Source organism: Bradyrhizobium sp. USDA 3650 (assembly GCF_054057395.1).
In genome coordinates this window covers 7,910,112-7,923,626 of the sequence record NZ_JBSRZG010000001.1, presented here as the reverse complement: position 1 = coordinate 7,923,626, position 13,515 = coordinate 7,910,112, and the positions used below count along the sequence as shown (strand labels likewise).

At 62.6% G+C, this 13,515-nt stretch carries 21 protein-coding genes and 2 pseudogenes; all 23 read right to left on the bottom strand.

Annotation, left to right across the window (positions count from 1 at the left end; translation table 11 throughout):
- Positions 1 to 2 precede the first annotated feature (2 nt).
- The 23 genes and pseudogenes from rpsE to rpsL all read right to left on the bottom strand — a co-directional run bounded on the left by rpsE (position 3) and on the right by rpsL (position 13,114).
- Positions 3 to 590, bottom strand: a complete 588-nt coding sequence (rpsE, locus tag ACVIN2_RS37430; RefSeq protein ID WP_007603037.1) for a 30S ribosomal protein S5 — start codon at positions 588 to 590, stop codon at positions 3 to 5.
- A gap of 47 nt (positions 591 to 637) precedes the next feature.
- Positions 638 to 1,000, bottom strand: coding sequence for a 50S ribosomal protein L18 (gene rplR / locus ACVIN2_RS37425; RefSeq protein WP_007603036.1), 363 nt, complete (start codon positions 998 to 1,000; stop codon positions 638 to 640).
- A gap of 11 nt (positions 1,001 to 1,011) precedes the next feature.
- Positions 1,012 to 1,546, bottom strand: a pseudogene (gene rplF, locus ACVIN2_RS37420) (50S ribosomal protein L6).
- Between the two features lie 16 nt (positions 1,547 to 1,562).
- Positions 1,563 to 1,961 (bottom strand): 30S ribosomal protein S8, encoded by a 399-nt coding sequence (gene rpsH, locus ACVIN2_RS37415; RefSeq protein WP_007603034.1) that lies wholly within the window; start codon positions 1,959 to 1,961, stop codon positions 1,563 to 1,565.
- Positions 1,962 to 1,975: 14 nt separating this feature from the next.
- On the bottom strand, positions 1,976 to 2,281 hold the full coding sequence (gene rpsN / locus ACVIN2_RS37410) for a 30S ribosomal protein S14 (protein WP_456769434.1): 306 nt from the start codon (positions 2,279 to 2,281) through the stop codon (positions 1,976 to 1,978).
- 46 nt (positions 2,282 to 2,327) lie between these two features.
- A complete protein-coding gene (gene rplE, locus ACVIN2_RS37405) occupies positions 2,328 to 2,885 on the bottom strand; it encodes a 50S ribosomal protein L5 (RefSeq protein ID WP_007611607.1) in 558 nt (185 codons plus the stop codon).
- Positions 2,878 to 3,192: a 50S ribosomal protein L24 gene (gene rplX / locus ACVIN2_RS37400; RefSeq protein ID WP_007603031.1), complete on the bottom strand. Its 315-nt coding sequence runs from the start codon at positions 3,190 to 3,192 to the stop codon at positions 2,878 to 2,880. The genes rplE and rplX overlap by 8 nt, the downstream gene beginning before the upstream one ends.
- Positions 3,192 to 3,560 (bottom strand): 50S ribosomal protein L14, encoded by a 369-nt coding sequence (rplN, locus tag ACVIN2_RS37395; protein WP_007603030.1) that lies wholly within the window; start codon positions 3,558 to 3,560, stop codon positions 3,192 to 3,194. The genes rplX and rplN overlap by 1 nt, the downstream gene beginning before the upstream one ends.
- An 83-nt stretch (positions 3,561 to 3,643) precedes the next feature.
- Positions 3,644 to 3,892, bottom strand: coding sequence for a 30S ribosomal protein S17 (gene rpsQ / locus ACVIN2_RS37390; RefSeq protein ID WP_279662106.1), 249 nt, complete (start codon positions 3,890 to 3,892; stop codon positions 3,644 to 3,646).
- A 13-nt stretch (positions 3,893 to 3,905) separates the two neighbouring features.
- Positions 3,906 to 4,112 carry a 50S ribosomal protein L29 gene (gene rpmC / locus ACVIN2_RS37385; protein WP_007603026.1) on the bottom strand — a complete coding sequence of 69 codons (207 nt, stop codon included), beginning with the start codon at positions 4,110 to 4,112 and terminating at the stop codon, positions 3,906 to 3,908.
- A 5-nt stretch (positions 4,113 to 4,117) separates the two neighbouring features.
- Positions 4,118 to 4,533, bottom strand: a pseudogene (gene rplP / locus ACVIN2_RS37380) (50S ribosomal protein L16).
- Positions 4,534 to 4,565: 32 nt separating this feature from the next.
- Positions 4,566 to 5,291: a 30S ribosomal protein S3 gene (gene rpsC / locus ACVIN2_RS37375; protein WP_007603023.1), complete on the bottom strand. Its 726-nt coding sequence runs from the start codon at positions 5,289 to 5,291 to the stop codon at positions 4,566 to 4,568.
- An 18-nt stretch (positions 5,292 to 5,309) separates the two neighbouring features.
- On the bottom strand, positions 5,310 to 5,696 hold the full coding sequence (gene rplV, locus ACVIN2_RS37370) for a 50S ribosomal protein L22 (protein WP_007603022.1): 387 nt from the start codon (positions 5,694 to 5,696) through the stop codon (positions 5,310 to 5,312).
- 10 nt (positions 5,697 to 5,706) lie between these two features.
- Positions 5,707 to 5,985 carry a 30S ribosomal protein S19 gene (gene rpsS, locus ACVIN2_RS37365; RefSeq protein ID WP_007603021.1) on the bottom strand — a complete coding sequence of 93 codons (279 nt, stop codon included), beginning with the start codon at positions 5,983 to 5,985 and terminating at the stop codon, positions 5,707 to 5,709.
- Between the two features lie 12 nt (positions 5,986 to 5,997).
- Complete coding sequence (gene rplB, locus ACVIN2_RS37360; RefSeq protein WP_007603020.1) at positions 5,998 to 6,831, bottom strand: 50S ribosomal protein L2; 834 nt, start codon at positions 6,829 to 6,831, stop codon at positions 5,998 to 6,000.
- A gap of 12 nt (positions 6,832 to 6,843) precedes the next feature.
- A complete protein-coding gene (locus ACVIN2_RS37355; protein ID WP_007603019.1) occupies positions 6,844 to 7,146 on the bottom strand; it encodes a 50S ribosomal protein L23 in 303 nt (100 codons plus the stop codon).
- Positions 7,143 to 7,763 (bottom strand): 50S ribosomal protein L4, encoded by a 621-nt coding sequence (gene rplD / locus ACVIN2_RS37350; protein ID WP_007603018.1) that lies wholly within the window; start codon positions 7,761 to 7,763, stop codon positions 7,143 to 7,145. The genes ACVIN2_RS37355 and rplD overlap by 4 nt, the downstream gene beginning before the upstream one ends.
- 1 nt (position 7,764) lies before the next feature.
- On the bottom strand, positions 7,765 to 8,478 hold the full coding sequence (gene rplC, locus ACVIN2_RS37345) for a 50S ribosomal protein L3 (RefSeq protein WP_007603016.1): 714 nt from the start codon (positions 8,476 to 8,478) through the stop codon (positions 7,765 to 7,767).
- Positions 8,479 to 8,531: 53 nt separating this feature from the next.
- Positions 8,532 to 8,840: a 30S ribosomal protein S10 gene (gene rpsJ, locus ACVIN2_RS37340; protein ID WP_002712302.1), complete on the bottom strand. Its 309-nt coding sequence runs from the start codon at positions 8,838 to 8,840 to the stop codon at positions 8,532 to 8,534.
- Between the two features lie 82 nt (positions 8,841 to 8,922).
- Positions 8,923 to 10,113, bottom strand: coding sequence for an elongation factor Tu (gene tuf, locus ACVIN2_RS37335; RefSeq protein WP_018456453.1), 1,191 nt, complete (start codon positions 10,111 to 10,113; stop codon positions 8,923 to 8,925).
- A gap of 40 nt (positions 10,114 to 10,153) precedes the next feature.
- The gene (gene fusA, locus ACVIN2_RS37330) at positions 10,154 to 12,226 is read right to left on the bottom strand and encodes an elongation factor G (RefSeq protein ID WP_027518591.1); all 2,073 of its coding nucleotides are present in this window, start codon (positions 12,224 to 12,226) and stop codon (positions 10,154 to 10,156) included.
- A 30-nt stretch (positions 12,227 to 12,256) separates the two neighbouring features.
- A complete protein-coding gene (gene rpsG / locus ACVIN2_RS37325) occupies positions 12,257 to 12,727 on the bottom strand; it encodes a 30S ribosomal protein S7 (protein WP_007603009.1) in 471 nt (156 codons plus the stop codon).
- 15 nt (positions 12,728 to 12,742) lie between these two features.
- A complete protein-coding gene (gene rpsL, locus ACVIN2_RS37320) occupies positions 12,743 to 13,114 on the bottom strand; it encodes a 30S ribosomal protein S12 (protein WP_007603006.1) in 372 nt (123 codons plus the stop codon).
- Positions 13,115 to 13,515: the final 401 nt, after the last annotated feature.

Here is a 13,515-nt window from a genome sequence, read left to right as displayed (position 1 = left end):
CGTTATTCGGCAACCGCCTCGGCGTCGCCACCGATACGGCGGGACTGGAGGGTGGACACCTTGATGTTGCGGCGGGCAGCGACCGAGCGCGGCGAATCCTGATGCTTCAGCGCATCGAAGGTCGCGCGAACCATGTTGTACGGGTTCGACGAGCCGATCGACTTCGCAACCACGTCCTGGACGCCGAGCGTCTCGAACACGGCGCGCATCGGACCGCCGGCGATGATCCCGGTACCGGCCGGAGCTGCGCGCAGGTAAACACGGCCCGCGCCATGACGGCCGGCGATGTCGTGATGCAGCGTGCGGCCCTCGCGCAACGACACGCGGGTCAGGTTGCGCTTGGCGGATTCGGTTGCCTTGCGGATCGCCTCGGGCACTTCGCGCGCCTTGCCGTGACCGAAGCCGGCGCGGCCCTTCTGGTCGCCGATCACGACCAGCGCTGCGAAACCGAAGCGCTTGCCGCCCTTGACGACCTTGGCGACGCGATTGATGTGGACGAGCTTGTCGACGAACTCGCTGTCGCGCTCTTCCCTGCGTTCACGTCCGCCGCCGCGTTGATCGCGTCCACCACGTTGTTCGCGTTCTGCCATGGTTTTTCCAGTCCTTCAGAGGCTTACGCCTCAATCCTCAAATTCTGTTAGAAGCTCAGCCCACTCTCACGCGCCGCGTCGGCAAGAGCCTTGACGCGCCCGTGATAGAGATAGCTGCCGCGATCGAACACGACTTCCTTGACACCCTTCTCCGCGGCGCGCTCGGCCAGCAGCTTGCCGACCGCCTTCGCCGCATCGATGTCGGCGCCGGTCTTGCCGCCGTCGCGCATCGACTTCTCGAGCGACGAGGCAGAGGCCAGCGTCTCGCCCTTCAGGTCGTCGATGACCTGGGCGTAGATGTGCTTGGACGAGCGGAACACCGACAGGCGCGGACGGCCGCCACCCGAGCGGCGCAGCTTCAGACGTACACTGCGCTTGCGCCGGGCATTCGTAACCTTGGCTTTCGACATGACCGGCTCCGTTACTTCTTCTTGCCTTCCTTGCGGAAGATGAATTCGCCAACATACTTCACGCCCTTGCCCTTGTAGGGCTCCGGCGGACGATAGGAGCGAATCTCGGCGGCGACCTGGCCGACGCGCTGAATGTCGCTGCCGGTCACCGTGATCTCGGTCGGCTTCGGCACGGTGATCGTGATCCCTTCCGGGATCGCGTAGACCACATCGTGGCTGTAGCCGAGCGCGAGCTGCAGGTTCTTGCCCTGCAGCGCGGCGCGGTAACCGACGCCGGTGATTTCGAGCTTCTTCTCGAAACCCTTGGTGACGCCTTCGACCAGATTCGCGACCTGGGCGCGAGCGGTCCCGCTACAGGGCCCGCGCGCGATTGGTCTCGACCCGCGGGTTCACCTTAACTTGGCCGTTGTCGAGCTTCACCTCGACGTCGTTATGGACGACGAACTGAAGCTGGCCCTTCGGCCCTTTCATCTTGACGGTCTGCCCGTCGACGGTTGCGGTCACACCCGACGGCACCGCTACCGGCCTTTTGCCAACACGTGACATGGATCAAAAATCCTTCTCAGAACACCGTGAAGAGAACTTCGCCGCCCACGTTCGCTTCACGCGCACTGTGGTCAGCCATGATTCCCTTCGGCGTCGACAACACCGAAATGCCGAGTCCGTTATTGACCCGCGGCAGGTTCTTCACCGAGGCGTAAACGCGACGCCCGGGCTTGGAGACACGCTCGATCTCGCGGATGACGGGCTCGCCGTCGAAATACTTCAGCTCGATCTCGATCTCGCTGCGGCCCGAGGAGTGCTCGAGCGTGGCGTAACCGCGGATGTAGCCTTCGCTCTTCAGCACCTCGAGCACGTTCTCGCGCATCTTCGAGCCAGGCGTGGAGACCTTGTTCTTGGAGCGCATCTGCGCGTTGCGGATGCGGGTGATCAGATCGCTGATTGGATCGTGCGTAGACATCTAAACGACCCTCCTTACCAGCTGGACTTCACGAGGCCCGGGACCATGCCCTTGGAGCCAAGGTCCCGCATTGCGATGCGGGACAGTTTGGTCAAGCGATAGTTCGAGCGCGAACGGCCCGACAGCTCGCAACGCAGACGGATGCGGGTCGCCGACGAGTTGCGCGGCATTTCCGCCAGCTTCAGGGTCGCGGCGAACCGCTCCTCCATCGGCAACGTCTTGTCGGCGATGATCGCCTTCAACCGCTCGCGCTTCGGGGCGGCGTTCTTCGTCATCCGCTTGCGCCGGTTGTTCTTCTCGACTGAACTCTTCTTTGCCATGTTTGGCTCCTGGGTATCCGCGTTTGAGAGGCTTTAGGTCAGCGTCTCACTGCCGGAACGGGAAATTGAAAGCGGTCAACAAGGCCCTCGCCTCGTCGTCGGTCTTGGCCGTGGTGCAGACGGTGATGTCCATACCGCGGGATTCCGTGACCTTGTCGAAGTCGATCTCGGGGAAAATGATGTGTTCCTTGAGGCCGAGCGAGTAGTTGCCGCGGCCGTCGAAGCTCTTCGGGTTCAAGCCGCGGAAGTCGCGGACGCGCGGCAGCGCGACCGTCACCAGACGATCGATGAACTCGTACATGCGGGCCTTCCGCAGCGTGACCTTGCAGCCGATCGGCTGGTTCTCACGCAACTTGAAGGTCGCGATCGCGACGCGCGAATAGGTCACGATCGCCTTCTGGCCGGCGATCTGGGTCAATTCCGCAGCGGCGTTCTCGGCCTTCTTGCGGTCGTTGACGGAATCGCCAACGCCCATGTTCAGCACGACCTTGTCCAGGCGCGGAACCTGCATGACGTTCTCATAACCGAACTTCTCGGTCATTTCCGTCCGGATCTTCGCGTCGTATTCCGCGCGCAGGCGCGGCGTGTAAGCGGCCTCAGCCATCGATCTCAGCTCCCGAGCTCTTGGCGATGCGGACCTTCTTGCCGTCCGCCAGAATCTTGAATCCGACGCGGGTCGGCTTCCCGTCCTTGCCGACATACGCGATGTTGGACAGTTGGATCGGCGACTCTTTCGAGATGATGCCGCCCTCCTGGGCCTGCGTCTGCTTCTGGTGACGCTTGACCATGTTGATGCCGCGCACCAGCGCCGTACCGGCGTCGGGACGCACTTCGAACACCTCGCCGGTGCGGCCCTTGTCGCGGCCGGTCAGCACGACGACCTTGTCGCCCTTGCGGATCTTCGCAGCCATCACAGCACCTCCGGCGCGAGCGAGATGATCTTCATGTGGTTCTTGGCGCGCAGCTCGCGCGGCACGGGCCCGAAGATGCGGGTACCGACCGGCTCGGACTGATTGTTGATCAGAACGGCGGCGTTGCGGTCGAAGCGGATGACCGAACCGTCGGCGCGGCGGATGTCCTTGCGGACGCGCACCACGACGGCCTTCATCACGTCGCCCTTCTTCACCTTGCCACGCGGAATTGCTTCCTTGATCGAGACAACGATGATGTCGCCGATCGTGGCGTAGCGGCGCTTGGAGCCCCCGAGCACCTTGATACACATGACACGGCGTGCGCCAGAATTATCGGCCACGTCGAGGTTGGTCTGCATCTGAATCATTGATGCACCTCGTCCTCTTCTCTTTGCGCCAGCCCAGCCGGCGCTCAACATTTACCTGAAGTCAGTCGGCTAAAGCCAACAGATCAGGCGCTTTTCTTGTGTTCGCCCCGGATCACGACCCAGCGCTTCAACTTCGAAATCGGCTTCGATTCCTCGATCCACACCATGTCGCCCGGCTTGAACTCGCTGCTCTCGTCGTGCGCGTGGTAGTTTTTCGAACGGCGGATCGTCTTCTTGTAGATCGGGTGCGTGAAGCGGCGATCGACGCGCACCACGATGGTCTTGGCTTGCTTGTCGCTGACGACCACGCCCTGCAAAGTACGTTTCGGCATCTTCGTAAGCCTCTTACTTCTTCTTCGCGCGCGTCTGCGCGGCGACGGTCTTGATCCGGGCGATGTCACGGCGGGCCTCGCGCAGGCGCGAGGTGTTCTCGAGCTGCCCGGTGGCGCGCTGGAAGCGCAGGTTGAAGCGCTCCTTCTTCAGGTTCAGGATGGCGTCATCCTGCTGATCGGGGCTCAATGCGCGGATGTCTTCGATTTTCATCTGGGCCATGGCCATTACTCCGCAATGCGCTCGACGAAGCGCGTCTTGATCGGCAGCTTGGCTGCCGCCAGGGTCAGCGCTTCACGCGCCGTCTGGGTGTTGACGCCGTCGATCTCGAACAGCACCCGGCCCGGCTTGACGCGCGCGACCCACAATTCCGGCGCACCCTTGCCGGAACCCATGCGGACTTCGGCAGGCTTCTTCGACACGGGAACGTCGGGGAATATGCGGATCCAGACGCGGCCGGCGCGCGCTTCATGTGGCGGGTCAGCGCACGGCGAGCGGCTTCGATCTGGCGCGCGGTGACGCGCTCAGGCTCGGTCGCCTTCAGACCGAACTGGCCGAAGGCCAACGTCGCGCCCGAAGACGCAACGCCGTGGATACGGCCCTTATGCGCCTTCCGGAACTTCGTTTTCTTAGGTTGCATCATGGCTTCAAGCCCTCAAATTCTCTGTGCTGGCGTCAGGCCGCAGCGTTGTCACGGCGCTGCCGGCCGCCGCGATCGCCGCCGCCACCAGTCTCACCTTCGGCCATTCTCTTGTCCTGGGCCATCGGATCGTGCTCGAGGATCTCGCCCTTGAAGATCCAGACCTTGACACCGCAGGTGCCGAAGGTCGTGAACGCGGTCGCAACGCCGTAGTCGATGTCTGCGCGCAACGTGTGCAGCGGCACGCGACCTTCGCGATACCACTCCATGCGCGCGATTTCCGCACCGCCCAGACGTCCCGAGCAGTTGATGCGGATGCCTTCCGCGCCGAGACGCATCGCCGACTGCACGGCGCGCTTCATGGCTCGGCGGAACGCCACGCGGCGCTCCAGCTGCTGCGCGATCGATTCGGCCACCAGCGTCGCATCGAGCTCCGGCTTGCGGATTTCGACGATGTTGATGACGACGTCGGACGCGGTGATGTCCGCGACCTTCTTGCGCAGCTTGTCGATGTCGGCGCCCTTCTTGCCGATCACCACGCCCGGACGAGCCGAGTGAATGGTGACGCGGCACTTCTTGTGCGGACGCTCGATCACGATGCGGGCGACGGCCGCCTGCTTGAGCTCCTTGTGCAGGATCTCGCGGATCTTGACGTCCTCGTGCAGCAGCTTGCCGTATTCCTGCTTGCCCGCGTACCAGCGGGAATCCCAGGTCCGGTTGATGCCGAGACGCAGACCGATCGGATTGATCTTTTGACCCATCGTGTTCTCCTGCGTCCCTTAAGCCGCTGCTGCGGCTTCGACCTGACGAACGATGATCGTCAGCTGTGAAAATGGTTTGTAGACACGGCCCGAACGGCCACGGCCGCGGGCGGCAAAGCGCTTCATCACGAGGCCGTTGCCGACGAAGGCCTGCGCCACGACGAGATCGTCGACGTCGAGGTCATGGTTGTTCTCGGCGTTGGCAATAGCCGATTCCAGGCACTTCTTCACGTCAACCGCGATCCGCTTGCGCGAAAACTGCAGGTCGGCGAGCGCAGCAGCCGCCTTCCGGCCGCGAATGAGCTGGGCGACCAGGTTGAGCTTCTGCGGGCTCACCCGCAGCATCCGGGCGACCGCCTTGGCCTCGTTCTCGGCGAGGCTCCGTTCGCGCTTAGGTTTGCTCATCGTTTAATCCTCAAGCCTTCTTGGCTTTCTTGTCCCCGGAGTGGCCATGGAAGGTCCGGGTCGGCGAGAACTCGCCGAACTTGTGACCGACCATTTCCTCGTTGACGGCCACCGGCACGTGCTTCTGACCGTTGTAGACGCCGAAGGTCAGACCGACGAACTGCGGCAGGATCGTCGAGCGACGGCTCCAGATCTTGATGACGTCGTGACGGCCGGACGAGCGCGCGGCATCTGCCTTCTTGAGCAGAGAACCCTCGACGAACGGGCCTTTCCAGACTGAACGAACCATGTCCGGCGTTCCTTACTTCTTCCGCTTGTGGCGGCTTAGGAGAATGAATTTGTTGGTCGACTTGTTGGAACGGGTCTTCTTGCCCTTGGTCGGCTTGCCCCACGGAGTAACCGGGTGGCGACCGCCCGAGGTACGACCTTCACCACCGCCGTGCGGATGGTCGATCGGGTTCATCGAAACACCGCGGTTGTGCGGCTTGCGGCCCAGCCAACGGTTGCGGCCGGCCTTGCCGATCGACGTGTTCATGTGATCCGGGTTCGACACCGCGCCGATCGTGGCGCGGCAACGGCCGTGCACCAGGCGTTGTTCGCCCGAGTTCAGGCGGACGATCACGTAGTCCTGGTCGCGACCGACGAGCTGGGCGTAGGTGCCCGCGGAACGGGCGAGCTGGCCGCCCTTCCCGATCTTGACCTCGATGTTGTGGATGATCGTGCCGACCGGCATGTTGCCGAGCGGCATGACGTTGCCCGGCTTCACGTCTACGTAGTTGCCGGCGACGACGGAATCACCGACGGCCAAACGCTGCGGCGCCAGGATATAGGCCTGGGTGCCGTCTTCGTACTTGACCAGCGCGATGAACGCGGTGCGGTTCGGATCGTATTCCAGCCGCTCGACCGTCGCGGGCGCATCGACCTTGTCACGCTTGAAATCGACGGTACGCAACGTCCGCTTATGACCACCACCGCGGAATCGCACGGTGATGCGACCGGTGTTGTTGCGGCCGCCAGAGGAGTGCTTGCCTTCGGTGAGCGCCTTGACCGGCTTGCCCTTGTAGAGGGCCGAACGATCGACCATGACCAGCTGGCGCTGGCCCGGCGTCGTGGGATTGAATGTCTTCAGTGCCATCGTCGTACGACCTTACAGACCGGTGGTCACGTCGATCCGGTGACCCTCTTCGAGAGTCACGATCGCGCGCTTGGAGTTCGACTGCGAGCCGAGATTGCCGCGGAAGATCTTGGTCTTGCCCTTGCGGACCAGCGTGTTGACGCTCTTGACCTTGACGTCGAACAACTTCTCGATCGCTTCCTTGATCTGCGGCTTGGTCGCCTTCGCGGCCACCTTGAACAGCACCTTGTTGTGCTCCGAGGCGATCGTGGCCTTTTCGGTCACGACCGGCGACAGGATCACGTCGTAGTGGCGAGGCTCGATGTTCTTCGTCATTTGAAGCGCGCCTCCAGCGCATCGATGGCGGCCTTGGTCAGAACAAGCTTCCGACGGCGCAGGATGTCATAGACGTTGATGCCCTGGATCGGCAGCACGTCCATGTTCGGGATGTTGCGGGCCGCAGCGGCGAAGCCGTTGTTGAGCTCGGCGCCGTCGATGATCAGCGCGTTGGTCAAACCCAGACCGGAGAAATGACCGAGCAGCGCCTTGGTCTTTGCGGCTTCCAGCGCGGCCTTGTCGATCACGATGAGATCGCCGTCCTTGGCCTTGGCCGAGAGCGCATGCTTGAGGGCGAGCGCACGGACCTTCTTCGGCAGGTCGGTGGCGTGCGAACGCACCACCGGACCGAAGGCACGGCCACCGCCGCGGAACTGGGGCACGCGAGCCGAGCCGTGACGAGCACCACCGGTGCCCTTCTGCTTGTACATCTTCTTGCCGGTGCGCCAGATCTCGGCGCGGCCCTTGGCCTTGTGCGTACCGGCCTGGCGCTTGTTGAGCTGCCACTGCACGCAACGTGCAATGATGTCCTGGCGCGGCTCGAGGCCGAAAATGGTGTCGGAAAGCTGGACCGAGCCTGCTTCCTTACCTTCGAGGGTGGTGACCTTCAATTCCATCTCACGCCTCCTGCGCAGCCGGAGCAGCGTCCGCTTCGCCAGCAACCTTGAACTTGCCGGGCTTCGGAGCTTCCTTAGGCAGCGGCTTCTTGACGGCGTCGCGCACGCGGATCCAGCCGCCCTTGGAACCGGGAACGGCGCCTTCGACGAGGATCAGGCCGCGCTCGACGTCGAGCTGGACGACCCGAAGGTTGAGCGTGGTGATGCGGTCGACGCCCATGTGACCGGGCATCTTCTTGTTCTTCCAGGTCTTGCCCGGATCCTGACGGCCACCGGTCGAACCGATCGAACGGTGCGAGACTGAGACGCCGTGGGTGGCGCGCAGACCGCCGAAGTTCCAGCGCTTCATACCGCCGGCAAAACCCTTACCGACCGAAGTACCGGTGACGTCGACGAACTGACCGACGACGAAGTGGTCGGCCAGGATCTCGGCACCGACGGGGATCATCTGATCCGCGGAGACGCGGAATTCCTCGACCTGCCGCTTCGGCTCGACCTTGGCGACCGCGAACTGGCCGCGCTCCGCCTTGGGCATGTACACGGTCTTGCGGCTGCCAGAACCAAGCTGGAGCGCGACATAACCGTTTTTCTCTTCGGTGCGGTGGCCTACGACCTGGCAATTGCCGAGCTTCAGCACGGTCACGGGGATATGTTCGCCGGCCTCTGTAAAGACCCGCGTCATCCCGACCTTTTGTGCGATCACTCCGGAGCGCATCGGCGTGCTTCCTGTTCTTTCTGTCCGCTAGTGGCGAACGTGATCCAAAAATCTTAGAGCTTGATCTCGACGTCGACACCGGCGGCCAAGTCGAGCTTCATCAAAGCATCGACGGTCTGCGGGGTCGGATCGACGATGTCGAGCAGGCGCTTGTGAGTGCGCATCTCGAACTGCTCGCGGCTCTTCTTGTCGACGTGCGGCGAACGGTTGACGGTGAACTTCTCGATGCGGGTGGGCAGCGGAATGGGTCCGCGGACCTGCGCGCCGGTGCGCTTCGCCGTGTTCACGATCTCGCGGGTCGACGTATCGAGGATACGATGGTCGAACGCCTTGAGACGGATACGAATGTTTTGGCCGTTCATTGCCGTGGTCTTTCTTCAGTGGGGTGGCGAATAGCGAATAGCGAATGTCACATTCGCTATTCGCCGATCCCTATTCTCGTAATTACTCGATGATCGAGGCGACGACGCCGGCGCCGACGGTGCGGCCACCTTCGCGGATCGCGAAGCGGAGCTTCTCTTCCATCGCGATCGGCACGATCAGGTGCACTTCCATCGCGATGTTGTCGCCCGGCATCACCATCTCGGTGCCTTCCGGCAGATGCACGACACCGGTCACGTCGGTGGTGCGGAAGTAGAACTGCGGACGGTAGTTGGTGAAGAACGGGGTGTGACGACCGCCCTCTTCCTTGGTGAGGATGTAAGCCTCAGCCTTGAACTTGGTGTGCGGCTTGACCGAACCCGGCTTGCACAGCACCTGGCCGCGCTCGACGTCCTCGCGCTTGGTACCGCGAAGCAGCGCACCGATGTTGTCGCCGGCCTGGCCCTGATCGAGCAGCTTGCGGAACATTTCGACGCCAGTGACCGTGGTCTTCTGCGTGGCGCGCAGACCGACGATCTCGATTTCCTCGCCGACCTTGACGATACCGCGCTCGACACGGCCGGTCACGACGGTGCCGCGGCCCGAGATCGAGAACACGTCTTCAACCGGCATCAGGAACGGAAGGTCGACCGGACGCTCCGGCTGCGGAATGTAAGCGTCGACCTGCTTCATCAGCTCGAGGATCGCGTCATGGCCGAGCGTCTTGTCGGAATCCTCGAGGGCGGCGAGCGCCGAGCCCTTGATGATCGGGATGGTGTCGCCCGGGAATTCGTACTTCGAGAGCAGCTCGCGAACCTCGAGCTCGACGAGCTCGAGCAGTTCCGGATCGTCGACCATGTCGCACTTGTTGAGGAACACGACGAGCGCGGGAACGCCGACCTGGCGGGCGAGCAGGATGTGCTCGCGGGTCTGCGGCATCGGACCGTCAGCGGCCGACACGACCAGGATCGCACCGTCCATCTGGGCGGCGCCGGTGATCATGTTCTTCACGTAGTCGGCGTGGCCGGGGCAGTCGACGTGCGCGTAGTGGCGGTTCTTGGTCTCGTATTCGACGTGCGCCGTCGAGATCGTGATGCCGCGCGCCTTCTCTTCCGGCGCCTTGTCGATCTGGTCGTACGCCGTGAACGTCGCGCCGCCGGCTTCGGCGAGGACCTTGGTGATCGCCGCGGTCAGCGACGTCTTGCCATGGTCGACGTGACCGATGGTGCCGATGTTGCAGTGCGGCTTGTTACGTTCAAACTTTGCTTTGGCCATTTGACTCTCCGTTCAATCGTCAGTTCGAGACCGACGACAATCAGGCAAACTTCTTCTGGACTTCTGCCGACACGTTGGCCGGCGCTTCTGCGTAGTGGTCGAACTGCATGGTAAAGGTCGCGCGACCCTGGCTCATCGAGCGCAGGTTATTCACGTAACCAAACATGTTCATGAGCGGCACCATCGCGTTGATGACGTTGGCGTTGCCGCGCATGTCCTGACCCTGGATCTGACCGCGCCGGGAATTCAGGTCGCCGATGACGGAGCCGGTGTAATCTTCCGGGGTCACCACTTCGACCTTCATGATCGGCTCGAGCAGGACGGACTTGCCCTTCTGCAAGGCTTCGCGGAATGCAGCACGCGATGCGATTTCGAAGGCGAGCGCCGACGAGTCGACGTCGTGATACTTACCGTCGACGAGCTGAACCTTGACGTCGACCACGGGGAAGCCCGCGACGACACCAGAGCCCATCACGCTGTTGAGGCCCTTTTCGACGCCGGGGATGTATTCCTTCGGAACCGCACCGCCGACGATCTTGGACTCGAACTCGTAGCCCTTGCCGGGCTCGTTCGGCTCGACCACGATCGACACTTCCGCGAACTGACCGGTACCGCCGGTCTGCTTCTTGTGAGTGTACTTGACCTCGGCCCTCTTGGTGACGCGCTCACGGAACGCCACCTGCGGCGCGCCGATGTTGGCGTCGACCTTGTAGGTGCGGCGGAGAATGTCGACCTTGATGTCGAGATGGAGTTCGCCCATGCCCTTGAGGATGGTCTGGCCGGACTCCTGGTCGGTCGACACGCGGAAGGACGGATCCTCCGCAGCGAGCTTCGCCAGCGCCACGCCGAGCTTTTCCTGGTCGGCCTTGGACTTGGGTTCGATCGCGATCTCGATGACCGGCTCGGGGAATTCCATCTTTTCGAGGATCACCGCCTTGTCGGGATCGCACAGCGTGTCACCGGTGCGCGCTTCCTTCAGGCCAGCCAGCGCGACGATGTCGCCGGCATAGGCTTCCTTGATGTCTTCGCGGTTGTTCGCATGCATCAGCAACATGCGCCCGATGCGCTCCTTGCGGTCGCGCGTCGAATTGATGACGCCGGTGCCCGACAGCAGCGTGCCGGAATAGATGCGGCAGAAGGTGATGGTGCCGACGAACGGGTCGTCCATGATCTTGAAGGCCAACAGAGCCAGCGGTTCCTTGTCGTCCGGCAGGCGAACGACCTCGTTGCCGTCTTCATCGACGCCCTTGATGGCGGGCACGTCAACCGGCGACGGCAGATAATCCACGACCGCGTCGAGCAAAGGCTGCACGCCCTTGTTCTTGAACGCCGAACCGCACAATACCGGGAAGAACGCGCCAGTCAGCACGGCCTTGCGGATCAAGCGCTTCAACGTCGCCTCGTCCGGCTCCTTGCCGTCAAGGTAAGCGGCGAGAACTTCGTCGTCGAGCTCGACGGCGGCTTCCAACAGCTTCTCGCGATATTCCTTGGCCTTCTCGACCATGTCCTCGGGAATGTCGATGTCGACGAACTTGGCGTCGAGCTTCTCTTCTTCCCAGACCACGCCCTTCATACGAACGAGATCGACCAGACCCTTGAAGTTGTTCTCGGAGCCGATCGGAAGCTGGATCGCGATCGGCTTCGCGCCGAGGCGGTCGACGATATCCTGCATGCACTTGTAGAAGTCGGCGCCGGTCTTATCCATCTTATTGGCGAAGACGATGCGCGGAACTTTGTACTTGTCGCCCTGGCGCCAGACCGTCTCGGTCTGGGGCTCGACGCCCTGGTTCGAGTCGAGCACGCACACGGCGCCGTCGAGCACGCGCAGGCTGCGCTCGACCTCGATGGTGAAGTCGACGTGGCCGGGAGTGTCGATGATGTTGAGACGCTTGCCTTCCCAGAACGCGGTGGTCGCGGCCGAGGTAATCGTAATGCCGCGCTCCTGCTCCTGCTCCATCCAGTCCATCGTCGCGGCACCTTCGTGCACTTCGCCGATCTTGTGGCTCTTGCCGGTGTAATAGAGGATGCGCTCGGTGGTCGTGGTCTTGCCGGCATCGATATGCGCCATGATACCGAAGTTACGGTAGTTCTCTATGGCATGAACGCGGGGCATGGAGTGTTCCTTAGATTCCGTGTGTCGCCGTTACCAGCGATAGTGCGAGAAGGCGCGGTTGGCTTCCGCCATCCGGTGCACGTCTTCGCGCTTCTTGACGGCGTTACCCCGGTTGTTCGACGCGTCCAGGAGCTCCGCAGAGAGCCGCTCGGTCATCGTCTTCTCGTTGCGATCGCGCGCAGCCGAGATCAGCCAGCGAATGCCCAGCGCCTGACGGCGCACCGAGCGAACTTCGACCGGAACCTGATAGGTCGCGCCGCCGACGCGGCGGGAGCGCACTTCGATCGTCGGCATGACGTTCTCGAGTGCCTGCTCGAACACGCCGAGCGGGTTCTGCTTGGTCTTGCTTTCGATGAGGCCGAACGCGCCGTAGACGATGCCTTCGGCGACCGACTTCTTTCCGGCGTACATCACCGAATTCATGAACTTCGTGACGATGATGTTCCCGAACTTCGGATCGGGAAGGACTTCGCGCTTTTCGGCAGAATGGCGACGAGACATGGACCTGGTTCCCGCTTACTTCGGACGCTTGGCGCCGTACTTCGAACGGCGCTGCTTACGGTTCTTGACGCCCTGGGTATCCAGAACGCCGCGGAGGATGTGGTAGCGCACGCCGGGCAAGTCCTTGACGCGACCGCCGCGGATCATGACCACCGAGTGCTCCTGGAGGTTATGGCCCTCACCGGGGATGTAGCCGATCACCTCGAAGCCGTTGGTCAGGCGCACCTTGGCAACCTTACGAAGCGCCGAGTTCGGCTTCTTCGGGGTCGTGGTGTAAACGCGCGTGCAAACACCGCGCTTCTGCGGCGACTGCTGCAGTGCCGGCACCTTCTTGCGCGACTTCTGCACTTCCCGCGGTTGAGCGATCAGCTGGTTGATCGTCGGCATCCTGGCATTACCCTTTGTGTTCTGCCGCGGCCCGTCACCGGGTCCGCAAATTCTTTCGAGCTACCCGCCCGACGAGGCCGCCTTGCGCGGAACAATCCGCACAAAGCGAAATCGCGCCAACCACCCATCAACGGGCGGAAAGCGCTTCGACGCCACAGAGGACCGCAGTAGTTGAACCGGTCAGCTTGAAGCTGCGGTCCGCGCACCGAGGTCATGCATCCGAATTCGATCTCGAGAGAACATGCTCACGAGACCTAAAATCGCACTGGCATTGCCTAGCTATGATCGACAGCGTTTGAGCGGCATTCGTCGAGGTTGGTGCCTGTCTTGGCGATCCCAGGGGATCAAACAGGTGGCCCGTTCCGACGTTGGCGATGCTCACCGCCTGTCGTTAAGTGAGG

Excerpts from the sequence above, each read along its gene's own strand:
- rpsE (WP_007603037.1), bottom strand. The coding sequence starts at position 590 with ATGGCAGAACGCGAACAACGTGGTGGACGCGATCAACGCGGCGGCGGA.
- rplR (WP_007603036.1), bottom strand. The coding sequence starts at position 1,000 with ATGTCGAAAGCCAAGGTTACGAATGCCCGGCGCAAGCGCAGTGTACGT.
- rpsH (WP_007603034.1), bottom strand. The coding sequence starts at position 1,961 with ATGTCTACGCACGATCCAATCAGCGATCTGATCACCCGCATCCGCAAC.
- rpsN (WP_456769434.1), bottom strand. The coding sequence starts at position 2,281 with ATGGCAAAGAAGAGTTCAGTCGAGAAGAACAACCGGCGCAAGCGGATG.
- rplE (WP_007611607.1), bottom strand. The coding sequence starts at position 2,885 with ATGGCTGAGGCCGCTTACACGCCGCGCCTGCGCGCGGAATACGACGCG.
- rplX (WP_007603031.1), bottom strand. The coding sequence starts at position 3,192 with ATGGCTGCGAAGATCCGCAAGGGCGACAAGGTCGTCGTGCTGACCGGC.
- rplN (WP_007603030.1), bottom strand. The coding sequence starts at position 3,560 with ATGATTCAGATGCAGACCAACCTCGACGTGGCCGATAATTCTGGCGCA.
- rpsQ (WP_279662106.1), bottom strand. The coding sequence starts at position 3,892 with ATGCCGAAACGTACTTTGCAGGGCGTGGTCGTCAGCGACAAGCAAGCC.
- rpmC (WP_007603026.1), bottom strand. The coding sequence starts at position 4,112 with ATGGCCCAGATGAAAATCGAAGACATCCGCGCATTGAGCCCCGATCAG.
- rpsC (WP_007603023.1), bottom strand. The coding sequence starts at position 5,291 with ATGGGTCAAAAGATCAATCCGATCGGTCTGCGTCTCGGCATCAACCGG.
- rplV (WP_007603022.1), bottom strand. The coding sequence starts at position 5,696 with ATGAGCAAACCTAAGCGCGAACGGAGCCTCGCCGAGAACGAGGCCAAG.
- rpsS (WP_007603021.1), bottom strand. The coding sequence starts at position 5,985 with ATGGTTCGTTCAGTCTGGAAAGGCCCGTTCGTCGAGGGTTCTCTGCTC.
- rplB (WP_007603020.1), bottom strand. The coding sequence starts at position 6,831 with ATGGCACTGAAGACATTCAATCCCACGACGCCGGGCCAGCGCCAGCTG.
- ACVIN2_RS37355 (WP_007603019.1), bottom strand. The coding sequence starts at position 7,146 with ATGACGAAGAACATCGAGCCTCGCCACTACGACGTGATCCTGTCGCCG.
- rplD (WP_007603018.1), bottom strand. The coding sequence starts at position 7,763 with ATGGAATTGAAGGTCACCACCCTCGAAGGTAAGGAAGCAGGCTCGGTC.
- rplC (WP_007603016.1), bottom strand. The coding sequence starts at position 8,478 with ATGCGCTCCGGAGTGATCGCACAAAAGGTCGGGATGACGCGGGTCTTT.
- rpsJ (WP_002712302.1), bottom strand. The coding sequence starts at position 8,840 with ATGAACGGCCAAAACATTCGTATCCGTCTCAAGGCGTTCGACCATCGT.
- tuf (WP_018456453.1), bottom strand. The coding sequence starts at position 10,113 with ATGGCCAAAGCAAAGTTTGAACGTAACAAGCCGCACTGCAACATCGGC.
- fusA (WP_027518591.1), bottom strand. The coding sequence starts at position 12,226 with ATGCCCCGCGTTCATGCCATAGAGAACTACCGTAACTTCGGTATCATG.
- rpsG (WP_007603009.1), bottom strand. The coding sequence starts at position 12,727 with ATGTCTCGTCGCCATTCTGCCGAAAAGCGCGAAGTCCTTCCCGATCCG.
- rpsL (WP_007603006.1), bottom strand. The coding sequence starts at position 13,114 with ATGCCGACGATCAACCAGCTGATCGCTCAACCGCGGGAAGTGCAGAAG.